General features: G+C 65.6%; 19 protein-coding genes. 7 read left to right on the top strand and 12 right to left on the bottom strand.

The annotated features are described in order from the left end of the window. Nucleotides 1-50: 50 nt before the first annotated feature. Entirely contained in the window at nucleotides 51-2,792 is a 2,742-nt protein-coding gene (acnA, locus tag PF66_RS12665) for an aconitate hydratase AcnA (RefSeq protein ID WP_054062881.1), read from the bottom strand. Nucleotides 2,793-3,012: 220 nt separating this feature from the next. Here acnA and rlmM point away from each other — a divergent pair, with 220 nt between their 5' ends. Together rlmM and tusA are read left to right on the top strand one after the other, a co-directional pair. Continuing rightward, nucleotides 3,013-4,080 (top strand): 23S rRNA (cytidine(2498)-2'-O)-methyltransferase RlmM, encoded by a 1,068-nt coding sequence (gene rlmM / locus PF66_RS12660; protein ID WP_054062880.1) that lies wholly within the window; start codon nucleotides 3,013-3,015, stop codon nucleotides 4,078-4,080. A 26-nt stretch (nucleotides 4,081-4,106) separates the two neighbouring features. Then, complete coding sequence (gene tusA / locus PF66_RS12655) at nucleotides 4,107-4,358, top strand: sulfurtransferase TusA (RefSeq protein WP_017905604.1); 252 nt, start codon at nucleotides 4,107-4,109, stop codon at nucleotides 4,356-4,358. 169 nt (nucleotides 4,359-4,527) lie between these two features. On the opposite strand, the gene PF66_RS12650 is transcribed toward tusA, so the two are convergent. Beyond that, nucleotides 4,528-5,922, bottom strand: a complete 1,395-nt coding sequence (locus PF66_RS12650; RefSeq protein ID WP_054062879.1) for an MATE family efflux transporter — start codon at nucleotides 5,920-5,922, stop codon at nucleotides 4,528-4,530. Nucleotides 5,923-6,114: 192 nt separating this feature from the next. On the opposite strand from PF66_RS12650, the gene pdxB reads away from it, so the two are divergent. After that, nucleotides 6,115-7,257 (top strand): 4-phosphoerythronate dehydrogenase PdxB, encoded by a 1,143-nt coding sequence (gene pdxB, locus PF66_RS12645; protein ID WP_054063117.1) that lies wholly within the window; start codon nucleotides 6,115-6,117, stop codon nucleotides 7,255-7,257. A 95-nt stretch (nucleotides 7,258-7,352) separates the two neighbouring features. On the opposite strand, the gene PF66_RS33180 is transcribed toward pdxB, so the two are convergent. Then, nucleotides 7,353-7,529 carry a PA1571 family protein gene (locus PF66_RS33180; protein WP_054060385.1) on the bottom strand — a complete coding sequence of 59 codons (177 nt, stop codon included), beginning with the start codon at nucleotides 7,527-7,529 and terminating at the stop codon, nucleotides 7,353-7,355. A 239-nt stretch (nucleotides 7,530-7,768) separates the two neighbouring features. Here PF66_RS33180 and PF66_RS12635 point away from each other — a divergent pair, with 239 nt between their 5' ends. Continuing rightward, the gene (locus tag PF66_RS12635; protein ID WP_162491342.1) at nucleotides 7,769-9,562 is read left to right on the top strand and encodes an ABC transporter transmembrane domain-containing protein; all 1,794 of its coding nucleotides are present in this window, start codon (nucleotides 7,769-7,771) and stop codon (nucleotides 9,560-9,562) included. A 59-nt stretch (nucleotides 9,563-9,621) separates the two neighbouring features. On the opposite strand, the gene PF66_RS12630 is transcribed toward PF66_RS12635, so the two are convergent. The 8 genes from PF66_RS12630 to PF66_RS12595 all read right to left on the bottom strand — a co-directional run bounded on the left by PF66_RS12630 (nucleotide 9,622) and on the right by PF66_RS12595 (nucleotide 19,106). Continuing rightward, nucleotides 9,622-9,903: a pyrimidine/purine nucleoside phosphorylase gene (locus PF66_RS12630; RefSeq protein ID WP_054058295.1), complete on the bottom strand. Its 282-nt coding sequence runs from the start codon at nucleotides 9,901-9,903 to the stop codon at nucleotides 9,622-9,624. Nucleotides 9,904-10,137: 234 nt separating this feature from the next. Continuing rightward, nucleotides 10,138-10,680, bottom strand: coding sequence for an exonuclease domain-containing protein (locus tag PF66_RS12625; RefSeq protein WP_054058296.1), 543 nt, complete (start codon nucleotides 10,678-10,680; stop codon nucleotides 10,138-10,140). A gap of 69 nt (nucleotides 10,681-10,749) precedes the next feature. Next, nucleotides 10,750-12,711 carry an acetyl/propionyl/methylcrotonyl-CoA carboxylase subunit alpha gene (locus tag PF66_RS12620; protein ID WP_054062877.1) on the bottom strand — a complete coding sequence of 654 codons (1,962 nt, stop codon included), beginning with the start codon at nucleotides 12,709-12,711 and terminating at the stop codon, nucleotides 10,750-10,752. A 134-nt stretch (nucleotides 12,712-12,845) separates the two neighbouring features. Beyond that, entirely contained in the window at nucleotides 12,846-13,637 is a 792-nt protein-coding gene (locus PF66_RS12615) for an enoyl-CoA hydratase/isomerase family protein (RefSeq protein WP_054062876.1), read from the bottom strand. Next, nucleotides 13,634-14,791, bottom strand: a complete 1,158-nt coding sequence (gene atuD, locus PF66_RS12610) for a citronellyl-CoA dehydrogenase (protein WP_054061497.1) — start codon at nucleotides 14,789-14,791, stop codon at nucleotides 13,634-13,636. Before atuD ends, PF66_RS12615 begins: the two co-directional genes overlap by 4 nt. Before the next feature lie 22 nt (nucleotides 14,792-14,813). Continuing rightward, entirely contained in the window at nucleotides 14,814-16,430 is a 1,617-nt protein-coding gene (gene atuC, locus PF66_RS12605; RefSeq protein ID WP_054062875.1) for a geranyl-CoA carboxylase subunit beta, read from the bottom strand. 3 nt (nucleotides 16,431-16,433) lie between these two features. Then, nucleotides 16,434-17,303, bottom strand: a complete 870-nt coding sequence (locus PF66_RS12600) for an SDR family oxidoreductase (protein ID WP_054063116.1) — start codon at nucleotides 17,301-17,303, stop codon at nucleotides 16,434-16,436. A 12-nt stretch (nucleotides 17,304-17,315) separates the two neighbouring features. Continuing rightward, nucleotides 17,316-19,106 carry an acyclic terpene utilization AtuA family protein gene (locus tag PF66_RS12595; protein ID WP_054062874.1) on the bottom strand — a complete coding sequence of 597 codons (1,791 nt, stop codon included), beginning with the start codon at nucleotides 19,104-19,106 and terminating at the stop codon, nucleotides 17,316-17,318. A 166-nt stretch (nucleotides 19,107-19,272) separates the two neighbouring features. On the opposite strand from PF66_RS12595, the gene PF66_RS12590 reads away from it, so the two are divergent. Beyond that, nucleotides 19,273-19,896 carry a TetR/AcrR family transcriptional regulator gene (locus tag PF66_RS12590; protein WP_054057585.1) on the top strand — a complete coding sequence of 208 codons (624 nt, stop codon included), beginning with the start codon at nucleotides 19,273-19,275 and terminating at the stop codon, nucleotides 19,894-19,896. 163 nt (nucleotides 19,897-20,059) lie between these two features. Then, entirely contained in the window at nucleotides 20,060-20,812 is a 753-nt protein-coding gene (locus PF66_RS12585) for a substrate-binding periplasmic protein (protein WP_192842677.1), read from the top strand. 33 nt (nucleotides 20,813-20,845) lie between these two features. On the opposite strand, the gene PF66_RS12580 is transcribed toward PF66_RS12585, so the two are convergent. Next, nucleotides 20,846-21,394 (bottom strand): RNA polymerase factor sigma-70, encoded by a 549-nt coding sequence (locus PF66_RS12580; protein ID WP_054057587.1) that lies wholly within the window; start codon nucleotides 21,392-21,394, stop codon nucleotides 20,846-20,848. Nucleotides 21,395-21,700: 306 nt separating this feature from the next. Between PF66_RS12580 and PF66_RS12575 the strand changes: the two genes are divergently transcribed. Continuing rightward, nucleotides 21,701-22,459, top strand: a complete 759-nt coding sequence (locus PF66_RS12575; RefSeq protein ID WP_054062873.1) for a thioesterase II family protein — start codon at nucleotides 21,701-21,703, stop codon at nucleotides 22,457-22,459. Nucleotides 22,460-22,547: the final 88 nt, after the last annotated feature.

Raw genomic sequence — 22,547 nt, 5'->3', positions numbered from 1 at the left:
AAAAAGCACTGGCCAGGCCAGTGTTTTTCCAAATGTTGCCTTCGCAGTCCTCAGGCGGCGATCAACTGCCGCAGAACGTAATGCAGGATGCCTCCCGACTTGAAGTATTCGACTTCATTGAGCGTGTCGATGCGGCACAGCACTTCGATCTCGCGCGACCGGCCATCTTCACCCTTGATGACCAGCCTGAGGTTCATGCGCGGTTGCAACGGGGCGCCGCCCAGGCCTTCGATACTCAGGGTTTCCTTGCCGGTCAGTTGCAAGGTCTTGCGGTTTTGCCCGGCCGGAAACTGCAGCGGCAGCACACCCATGCCCACCAGGTTGGAACGGTGGATGCGTTCGAAGCTCTCGGCGATCACTGCCTTGACCCCCAGCAGGTTGGTACCCTTGGCCGCCCAGTCGCGGCTGGAGCCGGTGCCGTATTCCTGGCCGGCGATCACCACCAGCGGCGTACCCTCGGCCTGGTAGCGCATGGCGGCATCGTAGATCGCCAGCCTTTCCCCCGAAGGGATATGCAAGGTATTGCCGCCTTCCTCGCCGCCCAGCATCTCGTTGCGAATACGGATGTTGGCGAAGGTGCCACGCATCATCACCTCATGGTTGCCGCGCCGTGAGCCGTAGGAGTTGAAGTCCCGTGGCTCCACGCCCTGATCGCGCAGGTAGCGTCCGGCCGGGCTGTCGACCTTGATGTTGCCGGCGGGGGAGATGTGGTCGGTGGTCACCGAATCCCCCAGCAATGCCAGCACCCGGGCGTCCCGGATGTCCTCGATCAGCGGCAGCGGGCCGTCGATGCCGTCGAAGAACGGCGGGTGCTGGATATAGGTCGAATCGGCCTGCCAGGCATAGGTGGCGGCCTGCGGCACCTCGATGGCCTGCCACTGGGCGTCACCGGCGAACACTTCGGCGTATTCCTTGTGAAACATGTCGGTGTCGACCCGGGCCACGGCATCGGCGATTTCCTTCTGGCTCGGCCAGATATCGCGCAGGTACACCGGCTGGCCATCGCTGCCGGTGCCCAGCGGCTCACGGCTGAGATCGATGCGCACGCTGCCGGCCAGGGCGTAGGCCACCACCAGCGGTGGCGAGGCCAGCCAGTTGGTCTTGACCAGCGGATGCACCCGGCCCTCGAAGTTGCGGTTGCCCGAGAGCACCGAGGCGACGGTCAGGTCCGATTGCTGGATGGCCTTCTCGATCGGGTCCGGCAGCGGCCCGGAGTTGCCGATGCAGGTGGTGCAGCCGTAGCCGACCAGCGCGAAGCCCAGCTCATCGAGGTAGCGGCTCAGGCCGGCGGCCTGGTAGTAGTCGGTCACCACCTTGGAGCCGGGCGCCAGGGAACTCTTGACCCAGGGTTGGCGCTTGAGGCCCTTTTCCACGGCTTTTTTCGCCAGCAACCCGGCGGCCATCATCACGCTGGGGTTGGAGGTGTTGGTGCAGGAGGTGATGGCGGCGATCACCACGGCACCGTCCTTGAGGCGATGGGTCCGGCCTTCGTAGCTGTAGTCCACGCCGCCGACCAGGTCGGCATTGCCGACCGCCACGCCACCGCCGCCCTCGCTTTCCAGGCGGCCCTCCTCCTTGCTGGCCGGCTTGAGCTGCAGGCCGATGAAGTCGCTGAAGGCCTGTGCCACCTTGGGCAGCGGTACCCGGTCCTGCGGGCGCTTGGGCCCGGCCAGGCTGGCTTCGACGCTGCCCATGTCCAGTTCCAGGCTGTCGCTGAACTGCGGTTCCTGACCCGGCAGGCGCCACAGCCCCTGGGCCTTGCTGTAGGCCTCCACCAGATCGACGGTGGCGGCGGGGCGGCCGGACAGGCGCAGGTACTCCAGGGTGACCTCGTCGACCGGGAAGAAACCGCAGGTGGCCCCGTATTCCGGGGCCATGTTGGCGATGGTCGCCCGGTCCGCCAGAGGCAGTTCGGCCAGGCCGTCGCCGTAGAATTCGACGAACTTGCCGACCACGCCCTTCTTGCGCAGCATCTGGGTGACGGTCAATACCAGGTCGGTGGCGGTGATACCTTCCTTGAGCTTGCCGGTCAGCTTGAAGCCGATCACCTCGGGAATCAGCATCGACACCGGCTGGCCGAGCATCGCCGCCTCCGCCTCGATGCCACCCACGCCCCAGCCGAGTACACCGAGGCCGTTGATCATGGTGGTGTGGGAGTCGGTGCCGACCAGGGTGTCGGGGAAGGCATAGGTGCGGCCGTCCTCGTCACGGGTCCAGACCGTGCGGCCGAGGTATTCGAGGTTCACCTGGTGGCAGATCCCGGTGCCCGGCGGCACCACGCTGAAATTGTCGAAGGCGTTCTGGCCCCAGCGCAGGAAGGCGTAACGCTCGCCGTTGCGCTGCATCTCGATATCGACGTTCTCGCCGAAGGCCGCGGGGCTGGCGAACCGGTCGACCATCACCGAGTGGTCGATCACCAGGTCGACCGGCGACAGCGGGTTGATCCGCTGCGGATCGCCGCCGGCCTTGGCCACGGCGGCGCGCATGGCGGCCAGGTCGACCACTGCTGGCACGCCGGTGAAGTCCTGCATCAGCACCCGGGCCGGGCGGTACTGGATTTCCCGATCGGAACCGCGCGTCTGCAGCCAGGCGGCGAGGGCCTTGATGTCTGTGTCGGTGACGGTCTTGCCGTCCTCCCAGCGCAGCAGGTTTTCCAGCAGGACCTTGAGCGACATCGGCAGCCTGTCCAGGTCGCCCAGTGCGCGGGCGGCCTCCGGCAGGCTGAAATAGTGGTAGGTCTTGGTGCCCACCTGCAGGGTTCTAAGGGTTTTCAGGCTATCGAGAGATGACATGAATGACTCCTTGAGGCCCGCACGGCACGGGCCGGGTGGTACAAGCAGAGCCTTGAATCTAGCCCTGTTCGAGTGATCTGGCTAATCACTGGACTGTCGGGGGGAGTCCAAGGTTCCGAACTCGGCTATCATGCGCGGGTTTGCAGGCGCCGTCGTGCGGCATCCGGGCCTGCCGATCGCCAGGCCTCCTCGTTACAGTTGTCCAGCTCAGGAATTTTTTGTGAACACCCTCTTCATGCACTGCCGGCCCGGCTTCGAAGGCGAAGTCTGTTCCGAAATCGCCGAACAGGCCGCGCGCCTCGATGTGGCCGGTTATGCCAAGGCCAAGCCGAACAGCGCCTGCGCCGAATTCGTCTGCGCCGACGCCGCCGGCGCGGCCCGGCTGATGGCCGGCCTGCGCTTTGCCGAACTGATCTTCCCGCGCCAGTGGGCCCGTGGCCGTTTCCTCGATCTGCCGGAAACCGACCGGATCAGCGTGATTCTGGAAAACCTGGCGGACTATCCGGTGTGTGGCAGCCTTTGGCTGGAAGTGCTCGATACCAACGACGGCAAGGAGTTGTCGAATTTCTGCAAGAAGTTCGAGGCACCGCTGCGCAAGGCCCTGCTCAAGGCCGGCCGGTTGCTGGAGGACGCCGGCAAGCCGCGCCTGCTGCTGACCTTCAAGAGTGGCCGGGAAGTCTTCCTCGGCATGGCCGACGCCGGCAATTCGGCGATGTGGCCCATGGGCATTCCGCGCCTGAAGTTCCCCAAGAATGCGCCAAGCCGCTCGACCCTCAAGCTGGAGGAGGCCTGGCACCACTTCATTCCCCGTGACCAGTGGGAAGAGCGCCTCAACGGCGACATGACCGGCGTCGACCTCGGTGCGGCGCCTGGCGGCTGGACCTGGCAACTGGTCAACCGCGGCATGCTGGTGACCGCCATCGACAACGGCCCGATGGCCGAAAGCCTGATGGACACCGGCCTGGTCCAGCACCTGATGGCCGACGGTTTCACCTACAAGCCGAAGCAGCCGGTGGACTGGATGGTCTGCGACATCGTCGAGAAACCGGCGCGTACCGCGGCCATGCTGGAAAGCTGGGTCGGCGAGGGGCACTGCCGGGAAGCGGTGGTCAACCTCAAGCTGCCGATGAAGCAGCGTTATGCCGAGGTCCGTCGCCTGCTGGACCGCATCGACGAAGGCTTCAGGGCTCGCGGGATCAAGGTGGCGGTCGGTTGCAAGCAGCTCTATCACGACCGCGAGGAAGTGACCTGCCATCTGCGTCGACTGGACGTGAAAAAGCCGCGATAATGCCGCATCGGTTTCAGGAGTTAAGAATGACCCAGCCTTACGACCCCAACGTTGACGGCACCCTCGACGCCACCGGGCTCAACTGCCCCGAGCCGGTGATGATGCTGCACCAGCATATCCGCGACCTGCAGCCGGGCGGCCTGCTCAAGGTGATCGCCACCGACCCGTCGACCCGCCGCGACATCCCCAAGTTCTGTGTGTTTCTCGACCATGAGCTGGTGGAACAGCGGGAAGAGGCGGGCACCTACCTGTACTGGATTCGCAAGAAGGCCGAATGACCCCTGGCCGCTGTGCAGGCGTGAAACCTGCGCAGACCCTTGTAGGAGCCTGGCTTGCCAGCGAAGCCTCCAGCGCCCTTGAGGCCGTGTTCGCTGGCAAGCCAGGCTCCTACAAGGATCGCGCCAGACCGTTGGCTCCCCGTCACAGGCCCTGTCGCGGCCCCGGCATCTACGCCCGGCTCATCCTGATCCGCTTGCGCGAACTGCGCGCCAGGCGGATCGACAGCATCACCGCCGCACACGACAGTCCGACGATCAGCCCCTCCCATAATCCGCTCGGACCGCTCGGTGCGCCGAACCAGTCGGTCAGCCCCAGCGCATAACCCACCGGCAGGCCGATGCCCCAGTAGGCGAACAGGGTCAGGATCATCGTCACCCGGGTGTCCTGGTAGCCGCGCAACGCCCCGGCCGCCGTGACCTGGATCACGTCGGAGAACTGGAACAGCGCCGAATACACGATCAGCATGGTCGCCACCTGGATCACCACCGGATCGCTGGTATAGATGGTCGCGATATGCTCGCGAAATAGCAGCATCAGGCTCGCGGACACGCAGCCATAGGCCAATGCCGTCGCCACCCCGACCCCGGCGGTGAAGCGTGCCGCGCGCGGTTGCTCGCGGCCCAGGGCCTGGCCGACGCGAACGGTGATCGCCATGCCCAGGGAGTAGGGGACCATGAACACCAGCGAACTGATGTTCAGGGCGATCTGGTGTCCGGCCACTACATGGGCACCGAGGCTGCCGATCAGCAGGGCGATCACCGCGAAGATGCTCGATTCGGCGAACACCGCGATACCGATCGGCAGGCCGATGCCCAGCAGGCGCTTGATCACCGTCCAATCCGGCCAGTCGAAACGGCTGAACACCTGGCTCGGTTGATAGACCTTGGCCCAGCGCACCCAGCCGGCCATGCCCAGCAGCATCACCCACATCACGATCGCCGTGGCCCAGCCGCAGCCGGGTCCGCCCAGGGCCGGTACGCCGAGATGGCCGTAGATGAACACGTAGTTCAGCGGAATGTTCAGCGCCAGCCCGCACAGGCCCAGGACCATGCTCGGCCGGGTGCGACCCATGCCGTCGCTGCAGCAGCGCAGCACATGGTAGAGCGCCACCGTCGGCAGGCCGGTGCCGATGCCGCGCAGGTAGTCCATGCACGGCCCGATCAGTTCCGGGTCGACCTTCATCAGGTGCAGGATCGGCTCGGCGTTGTACAGGACCGCCCCGGCGCCGAGGCCGACCACCACGGCCAGCCACAGCGCCTGGCGCACGATCGGGCCGATCTGCTCCGGCGTCCCGGCGCCATGGCGCTGGGCGACCTTGGGCGTGGTGGCGAGCAGGATGCCGGTCATCAGCAGGAACACCGGTACCCAGATCGAGTTGCCCAGCGCCACCGCGGCCAGGTCCCGCGGGCCGACGCGGCCGGCCATCACCGCATCGACGAAGCCCATGGCGGTGTGGGCCAGTTGGGCAATGATGATCGGCAGGGCCAGTCCCAGCAGATTGCGCATTTCCAGCAGGGCTCGTGCCGGGCGGCCGAGGGCAGGGGTATCGGTAACGGTGCTCACCAGTGATGTATCCAAGTATTGCGGGGAAAGCTGCGGAGTTTACGCCTTGACGCAACGGTCAGGAAATTTCCTCTGTAGGGCATTTGTAATGACGCTGACCGTAAGCCGGGATTTTCTCTGCCGATGATCGCCCGCCGACTGGTGGCGGCGGGCGATCTGCGCCAAACTGCCGGCCTGCCAAAGGAGCCCGCCATGCTGATTGTTGCCGACGAGAATATTCCCCTGATCGATGCGTTCTTTGCCGGTTTCGGCGAGATCCGCCGTTATCCGGGGCGCGCCATCGACCGCGCGGCGGTGGCCGAGGCCGATGTACTGCTGGTGCGTTCGGTGACGCCGGTCAGCCGCGAACTGCTCGAAGGCAGCCGGGTGCGCTTCGTCGGTACCTGCACCATCGGCACCGACCACCTGGACCTGGCGTACTTCGACGAGGCCGGCATTCACTGGTCCAGTGCGCCCGGTTGCAACGCCCGCGGGGTGGTCGACTACGTGTTGGGCAGCCTGCTGACCCTGGCGGAAATCGAGGGTCTTCCTTTGGCCAGCCGCACCTATGGCGTCATCGGCGCCGGCGAGGTCGGTGGGCGCCTGGTCAAGGTGCTGCGTGGCCTGGGCTGGAAGGTGCTGGTCTGCGACCCGCCACGCCAGGCGGCCGAAGGTGGCGATTATGTCGACCTGGAGCAGATCCTCGAACACTGTGACGTGATCAGCCTGCACACTCCGCTGACCCGTACCGGTGATCTGGCGACCTGGCACCTGCTCGACCGGGAACGCCTGCAGCGACTGCGCCAGGGGGCCTGGCTGATCAACGCCGCCCGCGGTCCGGTGGTGGACAATGAGGCCCTGCGCGAGGTGCTGCTGGACCGCGAGGACCTGCAGGCGGTCCTCGACGTGTGGGAGGCCGAGCCGCAGGTGGATGTCGAGCTGGCCGCGCTCTGCGTGCTCGGTTCGCCGCATATCGGCGGCTACAGCCTGGATGGCAAGCAGCGTGGCACGGCGCAGATCTACCAGGCCTACTGCGCCTTCAGCGGCCAGCCGCCGGTGGTTCGCCTGGAGGACCTGCTGCCCGCACCGGGCCTGGCGCAAGTCACCCTCAACGCCGACAGCGACCCGGCCTGGGCCATGGCGATGATCTGTCGGGCGGTGTACGACCCGCGCCGCGACGACGCGGATTTCCGCCGCAGCCTGGTCGGCAGCGTCGCCGAACAGCGGGCGGCGTTCGACCTGTTGCGCAAGCATTACCCGCAGCGTCGCGAGATCGAGGGGCTGGCGGTCAGGATCAACGGCGAATCCGAGGAACTGCGGCGCATGGTGCTGGCGCTGGGCGCCGTGCTCGTCTGATCTTGCCCACGACCCCGGAGCGCGGTGCATCTCACCGCCAGGCAGGCAGAAAAAACCCGGCATCAGAGCCGGGTCGATAAAAAGAGTTCGGGCTATCAGTCTTGCTGCGCAGGCTTGACCAATCGCTGTTCCAGTTCGCGGCAGGCGTTCTGGATCATTTCCTCGGTGATCGGGACTTCACGTCCGGCAGCGTCGATAATCGCACAGCCCAGTGCCTCGGGCTTGGGATGACGAATCACCGGGATCTGGTTAGTGCTGTGTTGCAAGTCCATGGCCTGTCTCCTCATCAGGTGCCTATCGAGTTTATATCCGCGGCATGACCAGGCTGTGACACCGTCGACAACAGCGGGCCGCGTGATTTCAGTGCAACAGAAACCACAGGTTCCCGCCAGCCGCACGTTAGACCGATCGTCTCTAGGCCCTAGTATTCCCGGTCATAATTAACCTGACTGATTGCGTTTCACGAAAGTTCACTCGAACTTGGGTGTAGGCTCTGTGCATCGCACAACGGATTCCCATCATGCTTTCTGCTCGTCAACGCCGGGCCATGCGCCTGGCCAGCCAGTTCGTCGCCCCCTATCGCTGGCAGACGGTGGCGGCGCTGCTGGCGCTGATCGTCACCGCCGGCATCACCCTGTCCATGGGCCAGGGCATCCGCCTGCTGGTGGACAAGGGCTTCATGACCCAGTCGCCGCACCTGCTCAATCAGTCCATCGGGCTGTTCCTGCTGCTGGTGCTGGGGCTGGCGGTGGGCACCTTCACCCGGTTCTACCTGGTGTCGTGGATCGGCGAGCGGGTGGTCGCCGATATCCGCCGCCAGGTGTTCAACCACCTGATCTACCTGCATCCGGGCTTCTACGAGAACAACCGCAGTTCGGAGATCCAGTCGCGGCTGACCGCCGACACCACCCTGCTGCAATCGGTGATCGGCTCCTCCCTGTCGCTGTTCCTGCGCAATGCGCTGATGGTGATCGGCGGCGTGGTGCTGCTGTTCGTCACCAACCCCAAGCTGACGAGCATCGTGGTGATCGCCCTGCCGCTGGTGCTGGCACCGATCCTGATCTTCGGCCGGCGGGTGCGCAGCCTGTCACGCCAGAGCCAGGACCGCATCGCCGATGTCGGCAGCTATGTGGCCGAGACCCTCGGCCAGATCAAGACCGTGCAGGCCTACAACCACCAGGCGCAGGATGAACAGCGCTTCGCCGCGACCGTCGAACAGGCCTTCCAGACCGCCCGCAGGCGTATCGTCCAGCGCGCCTGGCTGATCACCCTGGTGATCGTGCTGGTGCTCGGCGCGGTGGGGGTGATGCTCTGGGTGGGCGGCATGGACGTGATCGCCGGGAAGATTTCCGGCGGTGAACTGGCGGCCTTCGTGTTCTACAGCCTGATCGTCGGCAGTGCCTTCGGCACCCTCAGCGAGGTCATCGGCGAACTGCAACGGGCGGCGGGCGCCGCCGAGCGGATTGCCGAACTGCTGCAGTCGAGCAATGCCATCACGGCCCCCGCCGACGGCGGCGTACGCCTGGCCGAGCGGGTCGCCGGCAACCTGGTGCTGGAAAACCTGCGCTTCAGCTACCCGTCGCGTCCGGACAGCCATGCCATCGACGGCCTCGATCTGAGCGTCAGGGCTGGCGAAACCCTGGCGCTGGTCGGGCCGTCGGGGGCAGGCAAGTCGACCCTGTTCGACCTGCTGCTGCGCTTCTACGACCCGCAACAGGGCCGCCTGCTGCTCGACGGCCAGCCGCTGACCCAACTCGACCCGCTGGACCTGCGCCGCTGTTTCGCCCTGGTGTCGCAGAGCCCGGCGCTGTTCTTCGGCAGCGTCGAGGAGAACATCCGCTACGGCGACCCGACGGCCAGCGACGGGCAGGTCCGCGAGGCGGCGCGGATCGCCCATGCCCACGACTTCATCATGCAGATGCCCCAGGGCTACCAGACCCATCTGGGTGATGCCGGGCTCGGCCTGTCCGGCGGCCAGCGCCAGCGCCTGGCGATCGCCCGGGCGTTGCTGGTGGATGCGCCGATCCTGCTGCTGGACGAGGCCACCAGTGCCCTCGACGCCCAGAGCGAACACCTGATCCAGCAGGCGCTGCCGAGCCTGATGCAGGGCCGCACCACCCTGGTGATCGCCCATCGCCTGGCCACGGTGCAGAACGCCGATCGTATCGCGGTGATGGATCAGGGCCGGCTGGTGGCGATCGGTACCCATGCCGAACTGATTGCCAGCAACCCGCTGTATGCGCGGCTGGCGGCGTTGCAGTTCAATGCCCGGGGCACTGAGCCGGGCGTGGTGACCACGCCGTAGCTGAAACCTCCATGAAAAACGGCGCCCTTGGGCGCCGTTTGGGTATTACCCGCCAGAACTCAGCGGTATTCGCACAGGTAGGCGGTTTCCACGGCGACCTTCAGCTGGAACTTGCTGTTGGCCGGCACATTGAACTGGCTGCCGCTGGCGAAGGTTTCCCACTCGTTGCTGTCGGGCAGCTTGACGGTCAGGGCGCCGGAGACCACGTGCATGATTTCGCGCTGGGCGGTGCCGAACTCGTATTCGCCCGGAGCCATGACGCCGATGGTGGCCGCGCCTTCGGCTTGTGCGAAGGCAATCGACTTGACGGTGCCGTCGAAGTACTCGTTGACTTTAAACATGGGCGATTCCTCGAAATGAGCTGAAAAATGGGGCCGGCCAGTATGCCCAAGCCGCCTGCTCCCGTCACCTGCTGCCGATCCGATTGAGCCCTGCGAGCAGGGCTTGTCGGGGCGCCGAACCGCCTGCTCCTACAGGGTGTGTCGTGCGTGAAATGTATATACGCCGCCACCCTGTAGGAGCAGGCGGTGCGGCGACCCGACTTGCCGGCGAACCGCCAACGGCGGCCATTCTCCTCAAACCGGCAGAATCAATGGCAGCAACCGCGCAGTATTACGCGCATCCTCCAGCGCCCGATGCTGTTGCCCGCTGAACTGCAGCCCCGCCAGTTGCAAGGCACCGTTGAGCCCCAGTGGTTTCTGCAACTTGCGCGCCTTGGCGAAACGCTGCTTGAGGTTGGCATGGGGCACCTGGCTCAACAGGCTGGTCAGCCGCAGTTGCTGCCAGTCCTGTTCCAACTGCCGCCGATCATAGTCGCCCCAACTGGCCCAACCCTCCAGTCGCGCCTGATGCTGGCCGAGCCAGCGCTCGAAGGCCTCCCAGACCTCCGCCAGCGGCGCGGCGGTGTCGATACTGGCCTGGCTGATATGCGTCAGCTCGCGGCAGAAGGGGGTCAGCAGCGGCCGGCGCAACGGCCGTACAAAGCGCTGGAAGTGGTCCAGCTCCCGGCCCTCGCGGTTGACCAGGGTGGCACCGATTTCGATGATTTCCATCTCCGCCAGTGGCCAGCCCCCATCATCCGTCGTGGCTTCCAGATCAATCACCAGCCAGTGGGGCATCTCGAGCTCCGAAGACAGCATCCTAGTCCGCCTCAAGCGTAGCCAATGCCAGCCAATCCGCCTAGCCGCTCATTCTACCACCAGCAGAACCTGCCGGCTTTTCACCTGGTCTCCCCGGTTGGCCTGGACCCGCCGCACCACGCCGTCGATAGCGGCCTTCAGCGGATGTTCCATCTTCATCGCCTCCAGCACCATCAGCAATTGGCCCTTGCTGACCGTGCTGCCTTCGCTGACCAGCACGTCGACGATCGCCCCGTCCATCGGTGCCTTCACGGTGCCCGAGCTTGCCGCGGCCTGGCCTTGCGTGACCGCCAGGCTCAGGTCGCGCAGCAGCAGGTTGCCCGGGCGGGTGAACAGCCAGAGCTGTTCGCCGTCCAGCCGATACGCGTAGCGTCGCCTCACGCCGTCGAGTTCGGCCGTGACCCAGCGACCGTCGCATTCCAGCAGCCGGACTTCGACCTGCTGCCCGGCGTGGCTGACCAGCAGCGGTGCGTCGTGCCGGGCGAGCAGTTGCAGGTCGATTGCGGTCTCGCCCAGCGCCAGGCGATAGCGTCGTGGGACACCGGCATTGTTGCGCCAGCCGCCGAGCCCGGCGCCATGTGGCATAGCCCCGGCCTGGTAGAACAGCGCGGTGGCCAGCGCCAGTTCACGGCTCGACGGCTGATAGGCTTGCAGGCTCGGGTCGGCATCCAAGTGCCCGGCGATGAACGCGGTGCTGAAGTCGCCGGCGGCGAACGATGGATGGCGCAGCAGGCTCGCCAGCAGCCGCTGATTGCTCGCCAGACCCAGCAGCACGCAGTCCTCGACCGCACGCAGCAGCCGGCGCCGGGCTTCCTCGCGGGTTGCGCCATGGGCGATCAGCTTGGCCAGCAACGGGTCGTAGAACGGGCTGACCGCCTGGCCCTCGAGCAGGCCATGATCGACCCGCACGCCTTCCGAGCGGGGCGGCTCCCAGCCCAGCACCTGGCCGGTCTGCGGCAGGAAGCCATGGGTCGGGTCTTCGGCGTACAGGCGAACCTCGATGGCATGGCCCTGGAGCGTGACCTGTTCCTGGCGCAGGGGCAGCGGCAGCCCTGCCGCGACGTCGAGCTGCCAGGCCACCAGGTCCAGCCCGGTGACCAGCTCGGTGACCGGATGTTCCACCTGCAGGCGGGTGTTCATCTCCAGGAAGTAGAAGCGCCCGGAGGTATCGAGCAGGAACTCGACGGTCCCGGCGCCGACGTAGTTCACCGCCCGCCCGGCCTGCAACGCCGCCTCGCCCATGGCCTGGCGCAGTTCGGCGGTCATGACCGGGCAGGGCGCTTCTTCGACGATCTTCTGGTGACGGCGCTGGATCGAGCAGTCGCGTTCGCCGAGGTACAACAGGTTGCCATGGCTGTCGCCGAACAGCTGGATCTCCACATGGCGCGGTTCGATCAGTGCCTGTTCGAGAATCAGCTCGTCGCTGCCAAAGGCGTGCAGCGCTTCGGAACGGGCGGTGCGCAGTTGTTCGGCCAGTTGTTCGGGCCCGTGGACCAGGCGCATGCCGCGGCCACCCCCACCGGCGCTGGCCTTGATCATCAGCGGGTAGCCGATCCGTTGCGCCTCGCGGGTGAGCGTCGCTTCATCCTGGGCGGCACCCTGGTAGCCGTCGATACAGGGTACGCCGGCGGCGAGCATGGCGATTTTCGACTGGCGCTTGCTGCCCATCAGCTCGATGGCCGCGGCGTCGGGACCGATGAAGACGATTCCGGCCTGCTGGCAGGCGCGGGCGAAATCGGCGTTTTCCGAGAGAAAGCCGTAACCGGGGTGGATCGCATCGGCACCGCAGCGGTGGGCGGCGTCGAGCAGGGCCTGGCTGTTGAGGTAGGACTCGGACACCTGCGGCGCGCCGATGCACAGGGCTTCATCGGCCAGTTGCACGTGGCGGGCAGCGGCGTCGGCCTGGCTGTAGACGGCGACGGTGCGATAGCCCTGGGCCTGGGCGGTGCGGATGATCCGGCAGGCGATTTCGCCGCGATTGGCGATCAGGATCTTGTTGAAGGCGGGCATGGCGGCTGTCCTTTGGTTAGGTGTTGAACATTCGGGCCTTTTCGCGGGCAAGCCCTGCTCCTACAGGAGTGGAGTTGCCCATGACTTTCGGGTACACCCAGACCTCGTAGGAGCAGGGCTTGCCCGCGAAAGCGTCAACCGGCCCACCGCGGCTCGCGCTTCTGCACGAAGGCCAATGTCCCCTCGACGCCTTCCGCCCCGGTCACCGCCTCGGCGAACCAGTGCGCCGCCTGGTCGAGCGACGCCCCCAGCGGCTGTTCATCCAGCAGCAGCGCCTTGGTCGCCGCGTTGGCCCCCGGCGCGCAGCGCAGCACCTGGGCCAGCACTTCAGCAAGGCGCTCCTCCAGCCCCTGGGCATCGCGCTCGACAACATGCACCAGCCCCAACCGCGCCGCCTCGTTACCGTCGAAACGCGCCGCGGTCAGTGCCAGGCGCCGGGCCTGGGTCAGGCCGATGCGCCGCACCACGAACGGCGCGATCTGCGCCGGCAGCAGGCCGAGGCTGGTCTCCGGCAGGCCGAAGCGGGCGTCATGGGTGGCCAGTGCGATATCGCTGACACAGGCCAGGCCAAGGCCACCCCCCAGTACCGCGCCCTCCAGCAGCGCGATCACCACCTGTGGCTGGCGCTGGGTTTCTTCCAGCAACGCCCCGAAGGCCCGGTTCAGTTCCGCGTAGGCCTGCGCCCCCTGGGCCCGGGCCTCGGCCATGTCCCGGATATCGCCACCGGAACAGAAATGGCCGCCGGCCCCGCGCAGCACCAGGGCGCGTACGCCGCGGTCCTCGCGCACCGCAGCCAGCACGCGGCGCAACTCGGCGACCATCCGCAGGCTCATTGCATTGCGACTGTCCGGGCGGTCGAGGGTGATCTGCAGCACGCCGCCACGAACCTCCAGGCGCAGGGTCTGGCAGTCGGGCAGGGTACTCATGATTTTTTCCCCGGCAGGATGCCCATCAGCTTGCAGATGATGCCCAGCATGATCTCGTCGGCACCGCCACCGATCGACACCAGGCGCACGTCGCGATAGGCGCGGGCCACCGGGTTGTCCCACATGAAACCCATGCCGCCCCAGTACTGCAGGCAACTGTCGGTGACTTCCCGGCCCAGCCGCCCGGCCTTGAGCTTGGCCATCGACGCCAGGCGGGTGACGTCGCGCCCCTTGATGTACTGCTCGGTGGCCTGGTAGACCAGCGCCCGCAGGCACTCGATCTCGGTGGACAGTTCGGCGAGACGGAAATGGATCACCTGGTTGTCGATCAGCGGGCTGCCGAAGGTCCGGCGCTCCCTGCAATAGGCGATGGTGCTGTCGACGCAGTACTCCAGGCCCTTGATCATGTTCGCCGCGCCGAACAGCCGTTCCTCCTGGAACTGCAGCATCTGCATCATGAACCCGGCGCCTTCCTGGCCGATGCGGTTGCGTTGCGGCACGCGCACGTCGTCGAAGAACACCTGGGCGGTTTCCGAGCTGCGCATGCCGAGCTTGTCCAGATGCGGGCTGAGGCTGATACCGGGGCTGTTCATCGGTACCATGATCAGCGACTTGTTCACATGCGGCTTGTCGTCCGAGGTGTTGGCCAGCAGGCAGATGAAGTCGGCGCTCGGCGAGTTGGTGATCCACATCTTGCTGCCGTTGATCACGTAGTCGTCGCCGTCCTTGCGCGCCTGGGTCTTGAGCCCGGCGACGTCGGAGCCGGCGCCGACCTCGGAGACGCCGATGCAGCCGACCTGCTCGCCGCTGATGGCCGGGCGCAGGAATTCCTCGCGCAGTTCATCGGAGCCGAAGCGGGCCAGGGCCGGGGTGCACATGTCGGTCTGTACGCCGATGGACATGGGAATGCCACCGCAATGCACGGTGCCGAACTCTTCGGCGGCGACGATCGAATAGCTGTAGTCCAGGCCCATGCCGCCGAACTTCTCCGGCTTGGAAATGCCCAGCAGGCCGAGTCCGCCGGCCTTGTGAAAGATCTCGTGGATCGGAAAGCGCCCGGCCTTTTCCCATTCCTCGACGTGGGGGTTGATCTCATGGTCGACGAACTGGCGAACGGTACGGCGCAACGCTTCATGTTCCTGGGTAAAGATCATGGTTGTCGTTCTCCTGTGAGCGTTAGAAGCGCGCCACGCCAAAGCTGTTGGCCTGCAACGGCCTGACCTCGGCCTCGTGGCAGATATCCAGCAGATAGCCCAGCAGTGTGCGGCTGTCGCGTGGGTCGATCAGGCCGTCGTCCCACAGGTTGGCGGTGCCATAGAGGGCGGTGGACTGGCTGTCGAGTTTCTGGGCGGTCATCTGTTCGAGCATGTCGAGCATCTTTCCCTCGACGGCCTGGCCTTCCTTGAGCTGCCGGGCCTCGGTGACGATTCGCAGCACCTTGCCGGCCTGGGCTGCGCCCATCACCGCGGTGCGGCTGTTGGGCCAGGCGAAGATGAAGCGCGGGTCGAGGCCGCGGCCGCACATGGCATAGTTGCCGGCGCCATAGGAGCCGCCGACGACGAGGGTGAGCTTGGGCACCCGGGCATTGGCCACCGCCTGGATCATCTTCGCGCCATGCTTGATCACGCCCTGCTGCTCGGATTCGGTGCCGACCATGAAACCGGTGGTGTTGTGCAGGAACAGCAAGGGCGTGTGGCTCTGGTCGCATAGCTGGATGAACTGCGCCGCCTTGGCCGCGCCCTGTGGGGTGATCGGGCCGTTGTTGCCGATCACCCCACAGGGGCGGCCGTGGATCTGCAGGTGGCCGCAGACGGTCTGCGCATCGAACTCGCCCTTGAATTCCAGGAACCGCGAGCCATCGGCCAGGCGGGCGAGAATCTCGCGCACGTCATAGGGCTTTTTCGGGTCATCGGGAATCAGCCCCAGCAGGTCGTCGATCGGGTAGAGCGGTTCGGCGAAAGCCGGTGCGGGCGCCTGCGGCAGCCGCGCATTCCACGGCAGCGCGGCGACGATCTCGCGGGCCAGACGAATGCCGTCGGCATCGTCCTCGGCCAGGTATTCGGCCGTGCCGGCCAACTGGGCATGCATCTGGGCGCCACCCAGCTGCTCGTCGGTGGCGATTTCGCCGGTGGCGGCCTTGAGCAGTGGCGGCCCGGCGAGGAACAGCCTGGCCTTGCCGCGCACCACCACCACGTAGTCCGACAGCCCCGGCTGGTAGGCGCCGCCAGCGGTCGCCGAGCCGTGGACCACGGTGATCTGCGGCAGGCCCATGGCCGACATCCGGGCCTGGTTGGCGAAGCAGCGCGCACCCTCGACGAAAATCTCCGCCGCATAGTTCAGGTTGGCACCGCCGCTTTCGGCCAGGGTGATCACCGGCAGCCGGTTTTCCATGGCGATCTGTTGCAGGCGCAGGGTCTTCTTCAGGCCGCTGGGGGAAATGGTCCCGCCCTTGATCGCACTGTTGTTGGCCACCACCAGCAGGCGTACGCCGCAGACGTAGCCGATCCCGGCGATCAGGCCACCACCGGCCTGGCTGCCGTCCTTGTCGTCATGCAGTTTGTAGCCGGCCAGGCTGGCCAGTTCGAGGAACGGCGCACCGGGGTCGAGCAGCAGGTTCAGGCGTTCACGCGGCAGCAACTGCCCGCGGCTGGCGAACTTGTCGCGGGCCTGTTCGGCCTTGTCCAGCAGCTTGCGCTCCAGTTGGCGGAGCTGTTCGAGGCTGGCAAGCAGGGCGTCGCGGTGGCGGGCGAAATCGGCGCTGTGACGGTCGAGCTGGGATTCGATCACCGGCATGGTTCACTCCTTGTCCTTGAGCACATCCGGCAGGTAGGCCCGATGGAAACCGTTGTACGACTCGCTGTTGCGCGCCGGTGACAAGGGCCAGGCACGGCTGCCGAGGCTGGCGGCGCCGTCGATGCGCAGGGTGGTGCCGCTGATGAAGGCGGCCGCCGGGCTGAGCAGGAAGACGATCGCCGCGCTGACTTCCGATTCGGTGCCGATGCGCTTGAGTGGCACATGCTCGCGCAGGGTCGGGATGATCTGCCTGAACGCTCCCTCGTAGGTGTCCATGCCGCTGGAGGCGATCCAGCCCGGCGCGACGGCATTGACCCGCACCCCGGCGTGGCCCCACTCGAAGGCGGCGGTCTTGGTGAAATTGTCCATGCCGGCGCGGGCGGCACCGGAGTGGCCCATGCCGGGCATGCCGCCCCACATGTCGGCGAGCATGTTCACAATGCTGCCACCCTGGCGGCTCATGGACTGGTTGAAGACCTCCCGGGCCACCAGGAAGCCGCCGACCAGGTTGGTGCGCAGCACGGTCTCGAAGCCTTTCTGGTTGATCGAGGCCAGGGGGGCCGGGTATTGGCCGCCGGCATTGTTGACCAGCCCATGGATCGGGCCATGTTCGGAAATCAGTTCGGCGACCAACCGCTTCACGGCGTCCTCGTCACGGATATCACAGTTTTGCCAGGCCGCGCTGCCGCCATCTTCGACGATCTCGGCGGCGACCTGTTGCAGTTTTTCCGCCTTGCGCCCCACCAGCAGTACGCGGGCGCCGAGGGCCGCCAGTTCGTGGGCGGTGCAGCGGCCGATACCGCTGCCGCCACCGGTGACCAGGATCGTCTGGCCGTTGAATAGATCGGGTTTGAACACGGAAGCATAGGCCACGGTCACGGTCCCTCAGGCAAGTTGGTCGGCAAGCTGTTGCGGTACGGCGATCGGGTATTCCAGCAGTTGCTGGGCAAAGGCCTTGCCCTGCGGGTCGATGCGCAGGCTGGCGACTCCGCCACCGCCCAGGGCGTTTTCCAGGAGGAAATTCAGGCTGTGGCTGCCGGGCAGGTACCAGCGTTCGACGCGCCCGAGCAGAGGGTCGAGCACGTGGCCCATCCAGTCGACGACCGCGGCCGGGGTCAGCGCCGCGGCAATCCACGGCAGGTATTCCGGGCGCCGGGCCATGACGCCGATGTTGCTGTGATTGCCCTTGTCGCCGGAGCGGGCCACCGCCAGCCGGACCAGTGGCACGCTGGTCTCGGCCGGGCCTTGCGGCAGGGGCGGCGGGAGATCTTCGGCAATTCCGGACGGCTCGAAGGCCGGCAGCACGGGCAGGGCGCACGGGTGCGTCTGTTCACCGATACGCACGCCCAGCTCGCAGATCTGCTTGTCGACCAGGAACGAAAACAGCCGGATCAGCGGGTACACCGTCGGCCGGCCACCGACGATCCCGGTCAGGCCCGGCGCCATGCCCGTGGCAGCCTGGGCGATTTCCCGGGAGAACAGGATCAGCGCCTGCTTGCTCGGATGGCGCACGGCGAGCTTGATCACCACTTCGCGGCTGTCCTGGCGTCGGCCATGGGGGCCGTAGCTGGCCTCGCTGCCCAGCAGTTCGATGTTCACCTCGCTGTAGGGGGCCCAACCGCGTAGCTGGAACATCTGCGAGGTCTTGTCGATGATTGCCTGGCTGACGCGGCGGGCCTTGTCCACGGCATCGATGCCGGCGATCAGGCAACTGGCGGTGCAGCGGAAACCATCGGCCCAGGTGGCGCTGACCTTGTACTGCCCGGTGGGCGGCAGGCCCCTGGCACCCTGTACGGCGACGACGTTCTCGGCCCGCTGGACCAGGCTCACCCGGGTGAAGTCGCAGATCACATCCGGCAGCCGGTAGGCCCGTGGGTCGCCGATTTCGTACAGCAGTTGCTCGCCGACGCTCAGCGGTGAAACCAGTCCGCCGGAGCCCTCCGGCTTGCTCACCAGAAAGTCGCCATCGGCACCAACCTCGACGATCGGGAAACCGATATGTTCGTAGTCCGGCACGTCGCGCCAGTCGGTGAAGTTGCCGCCGGTACATTGGGCGCCGCATTCGATGATATGCCCGGCCAGCGCCGCCTGGGCCAGCTTGTCGTAGTCGTCCCAGGCCCAGCCGAATTCATGCACCAGAGCCGCGCTGACCACTGCGCTGTCCACCACCCGTCCGGTGATCACGATGTCCGCGCCCAGGCGCAGGGCCTCGACGATGCCCGGTGCGCCCAGGTAGGCGTTGATGGAGACGCACATCGCTGGCAGGGGCGCGCCGCTGAACATTTCGGTGATGCCATCGGCGGCCAGTTGCCGGGATTTCGTTTGCAGGTCGTCACCCAGCAGCACGGCGATCTTCAAGGGCACACCGGCCTTGTCGCAGGCCTGCTGCAACGCGGCGGCGCAGGCCTGCGGGTTGACCCCGCCAGCGTTGCTGATGACGCGGATCCCCTGTCGGGCGATATCCCCGAGCAGCGGTTCGAGCACCTCGACGAAGTCCGTGGCGTAACCGGCCTGGGGATCCTTCATGCGTGCCCCGGCCAGGATCGACATGGTGATCTCCGCCAGGTAGTCGAACACCAGGTAGTCCAGCCTGCCGTGCTCCACCAGCGGCCGCGCGGCGGTGGAGGTATCGCCCCAGAAGGCACTGGCACAACCGACACGAACCGTCCTGTTCATTCGCACGATCTCCGCAAGAGTTGGAACGAGGCTACCAAGCAAGCGCTTGGTTTGTAAACCCCGTTCGCCAGTTTGCCCCAAGCGCTTGCTTGGGCGCCTCTGTCGGCTTAAATTGCGCGCGCAACCTCCCGGTTTCCGGGCGTGTACCAGAATTGAGGAGAATGCCGTGAACGAGCAACAAGCCCAGCAGGTCATGGGGGATCTGGTGCAGGCGGGGCAACTGACCGATCCGGACAGCGCCCGTGGCAAGCTGCTGCAAACCGCCGCGCATCTGTTTCGCAACAAGGGTTACGAGCGCACCACGGTGCGTGATCTGGCCAGTGCCATCGGTATCCAGTCCGGCAGCATCTTTCATCACTTCAAGAGCAAGGACGAGATCCTGCGGGCGGTGATGGAGGAAACCATCCTCTACAACACCGCGCTGATGCGGGCGTCCCTGGCCGAGGCCGACACCGTGCGCGAGCGGGTCCTGGCGCTGATCCGCTGCGAGTTGCAGTCGATCATGGGCGGTACCGGCGAGGCCATGGCGGTGCTGGTCTACGAGTGGCGCTCACTCTCGCCGCTGGCCCAGGCCAAGGTCCTGGCGCTGCGCGATATCTATGAGCAGATCTGGCTGCAGGTGCTCGGCGAGGCCCGCGATGCCGGCTATATCAAGGGTGATGTGTTCATTGTCCGGCGCTTTCTGACCGGCGCCCTGTCCTGGACCACCACCTGGTTTCGCCCCCAGGGCAGCCTGACCCTGGACCAGCTGGCCGATGAGGCCTTGGCATTGATTCTCAAGGACAGCTAAGTGCGTGTTGTGCAAGTGATTAATTCACCGGCGTGAAGTTGTCTAAGTGAACAAAAGCGCCTAGCTTAGTGATAACAACGATATTTATCCGAGGTGGTTGGTCTTGAAGCTTTCGCCAGTACGGACGGCGTTCCGGGTTCTAGGGTTGGCGCTGGGCTTGCTGATGGTCCAGCCGGTCTCGGCGGCGCAGGAAGTCAGGATCGGCGCCGCCCACTTCCCTCCCTATACCATTCGACCTGAGCAGGGCGTCGATACTGGCGCGCTGCCACTTCTGGCCGAAGCCCTCAATGCCCTGCAGAGTGACTATCACTTCGTGCTGGTGCCGACCTCGATTCCCCGGCGCTTTCGCGATTTCGAGGATGGCCGCACCGACATGGCGATCTTCGAGAATCCGGAGTGGGGCTGGAAGGACATCGCCCATGTCAATGTCGACATGGGGCTGGAGGATGCCGAGGTGTTCGTCGCCCAGCGCAGGCCGGATCGCGGCCAGGGCTATTTCGCCGATCTCAAGGGCAAGCGGCTGGCGTTGTTCAGTGGCTATCACTACGAGTTCGCGCAGTTCAATGCCGATCCCAAGTACCTGGCCGAGACCTACAATGCGACGTTGACCTACTCGCACGACAGCAACCTGTTGATGGTGTTGCGCGGGCGCGCGGACATCGCACTGGTGACGCGCTCGTATCTGTTCGACTACCTGAGCCGCAATCCGGGCACGGCCAAGGAGTTGCTGATTTCCGACCGGATCGATCAGGTCTACCACCACTATGCGTTGTTGCGGCCGAAGGCGCCGATCAGTGGAGAGGCGTTCAGCCAGTTGCTGGAACGCCTGCGCGGCAATGGGGAGTTGCTGAAGATCTTCCAGCCCTATCGGATCGAGGTGATGCCCACGACCAATGCGGTCAATCGCCACCTCTGATGAGGTGGGACTCCCGGGCCGTGGTGGCGCGGGTCAGCGCCGGGCGAGGTGGTCGCTGCGGTGGGCCGAGACCTTGCGGCAATGCACCAGCGCATCGCGAATCATGAAGTTCACCAGGGTTGGCGAGACGCCCAGTTCCTTGGCGATGTCCTTCTGCGGCACGCCGTGCAGGCGATACATCTCGAACGCGTAGCGGGTGCGCTGCGGCAGCTCGGTCAGCGCGTCGGCGATGTGTTCCAGCGTCGAGAAGTTGATGTGCGAGGTTTCTGGCGAAGCACCGTGGATGACCACGTTCAAGCCTTCCTCTTCCGGGCCTGCATACTTCAGTTCCAGAGCCTGCTTGCGATAGTGGTCGATCGCCAGGTTGCGCACGATCTGGAACAGGTAGCTGAGCTGGGCCTTGAACGACGACGTGATCTGCGGTGCCGACTGCAGGCGGAAAAACGCGTCCTGTACCACGTCTTCGGCGCGCGACCGGCAGCCGGTGATGCGCGCGGCGATCTTGACCAGAATCAGGCGGTTGTCGACAAACGCCTGGAGTAACGGTGAATCACACCTGCTTGTGGATACTTGTTCCGTCATGGAAATCACCTTGTTTCGAATAGGTCGTAGGCCGAGCGCCTGTAGGCGTCTGGCTACACATCGAGCGACAAATTATGCTTAATGATAATGATTGTCAATTGAGAAGTAGAACTAATGATGCCTCGTAGTGCGTTACTGGATCATGACGCACCTTTTCGGCCCTGACGTACTCGTCGTCGGCGCAACGCCGGGGACTAATTATTTGCCATTGCCATCCGTTCTCAGTTGACAGGCCGGGCGAGCGACCCGGTCAAGGATCGAGACCCGTGAGGAGGGCGCAATGGTTAATCGCAACGGTGGCTGGGCATGAGCACCTCCCTGAGCCTTCGCCTGTTCTGTCTGCCTTATTCCGGCGCCAGTGCCATGGTCTACAGCCGCTGGCGCCGTCATATGCCGCAGTGGCTGCAGATACGGCCGCTGGAGTTGCCCGGTCGCGGCATGCGCATGAACGAACCGCTGCAGAGCGACATCGTCCGGCTGGCCAACCAGTTGGCGGATGAAATCGCCGCGGAACTGGAGGGTCCCTATGCGTTGTTCGGCCATAGCCTGGGCGGCCTGCTGGCCTTCGAACTGGCTCACGTGCTGCGTTCACGTGGGTTGCCGGCGCCACTGGCGCTGTTCACTTCGGCCACGGCCGGGCCCTCGCGGCGCGATGTCAGCGAATACGCCCAGGCCAGGACCGACGAGCAACTGATGGCGCGCTTGCGCGAGCTCAAGGGGACGACCGAAGAGACGCTGGCCAACCACGACCTGATGCAACTGATGCTGCCGATCCTGCGCGCCGACTTCCTGTTGTGCGGCAGTTTCCGGTACGGCACCCGCGAACCGCTGGCGATGCCGATCCACGTGTTCGGCGGCAGGCAGGACAGTGTGCGGACCGACGAACTGCTCGACTGGCAGGTGGAAACCACCACCGGTTTTTCCCTGGACATGTTCGAGGGGCACCACTTCTACCTGATCGATCAGGAAACCGCCCTGTTGCGTCACTTGCGCCGCTATGCCGATGGGCACCTGTCGCGCTGGCGCAACAGTGCGGCCCGCCAGTTGGCCCAGGCCGCCAGCTGACGCCCCTGCTGCGCCGCGGGCGCAGCCTTTTCCACGAATCCCATTTGCTAGGGCCTGTGGGAAATGTTTTCGAGTGAAGGCCAGGCAA

It is taken from the genome of Pseudomonas asplenii, assembly GCF_001293465.1.
Lineage (GTDB): Bacteria > Pseudomonadota > Gammaproteobacteria > Pseudomonadales > Pseudomonadaceae > Aquipseudomonas > Aquipseudomonas fuscovaginae_B.
The sequence above is the reverse complement of the archived record's forward strand: the minus strand, read 5'-3'. Positions and strand labels throughout refer to the sequence as shown.

Coding starts and splice junctions, on each gene's coding strand:
- atuD (WP_054061497.1), bottom strand. CDS start 14,791: ATGATCTTTACCCAGGAACATGAAGCGTTGCGCCGTACCGTTCGCCAG.
- PF66_RS12595 (WP_054062874.1), bottom strand. CDS start 19,106: ATGAACAGGACGGTTCGTGTCGGTTGTGCCAGTGCCTTCTGGGGCGAT.
- PF66_RS12585 (WP_192842677.1), top strand. CDS start 20,060: ATGGTCCAGCCGGTCTCGGCGGCGCAGGAAGTCAGGATCGGCGCCGCC.
- PF66_RS12625 (WP_054058296.1), bottom strand. CDS start 10,680: ATGCCCCACTGGCTGGTGATTGATCTGGAAGCCACGACGGATGATGGG.
- atuC (WP_054062875.1), bottom strand. CDS start 16,430: ATGCCGGTGATCGAATCCCAGCTCGACCGTCACAGCGCCGATTTCGCC.
- tusA (WP_017905604.1), top strand. CDS start 4,107: ATGACCCAGCCTTACGACCCCAACGTTGACGGCACCCTCGACGCCACC.
- PF66_RS12630 (WP_054058295.1), bottom strand. CDS start 9,903: ATGTTTAAAGTCAACGAGTACTTCGACGGCACCGTCAAGTCGATTGCC.
- pdxB (WP_054063117.1), top strand. CDS start 6,115: ATGCTGATTGTTGCCGACGAGAATATTCCCCTGATCGATGCGTTCTTT.
- PF66_RS12580 (WP_054057587.1), bottom strand. CDS start 21,394: ATGACGGAACAAGTATCCACAAGCAGGTGTGATTCACCGTTACTCCAG.
- acnA (WP_054062881.1), bottom strand. CDS start 2,792: ATGTCATCTCTCGATAGCCTGAAAACCCTTAGAACCCTGCAGGTGGGC.
- PF66_RS12615 (WP_054062876.1), bottom strand. CDS start 13,637: ATGAGTACCCTGCCCGACTGCCAGACCCTGCGCCTGGAGGTTCGTGGC.
- PF66_RS12575 (WP_054062873.1), top strand. CDS start 21,701: ATGAGCACCTCCCTGAGCCTTCGCCTGTTCTGTCTGCCTTATTCCGGC.
- PF66_RS33180 (WP_054060385.1), bottom strand. CDS start 7,529: ATGGACTTGCAACACAGCACTAACCAGATCCCGGTGATTCGTCATCCC.
- PF66_RS12620 (WP_054062877.1), bottom strand. CDS start 12,711: ATGCCCGCCTTCAACAAGATCCTGATCGCCAATCGCGGCGAAATCGCC.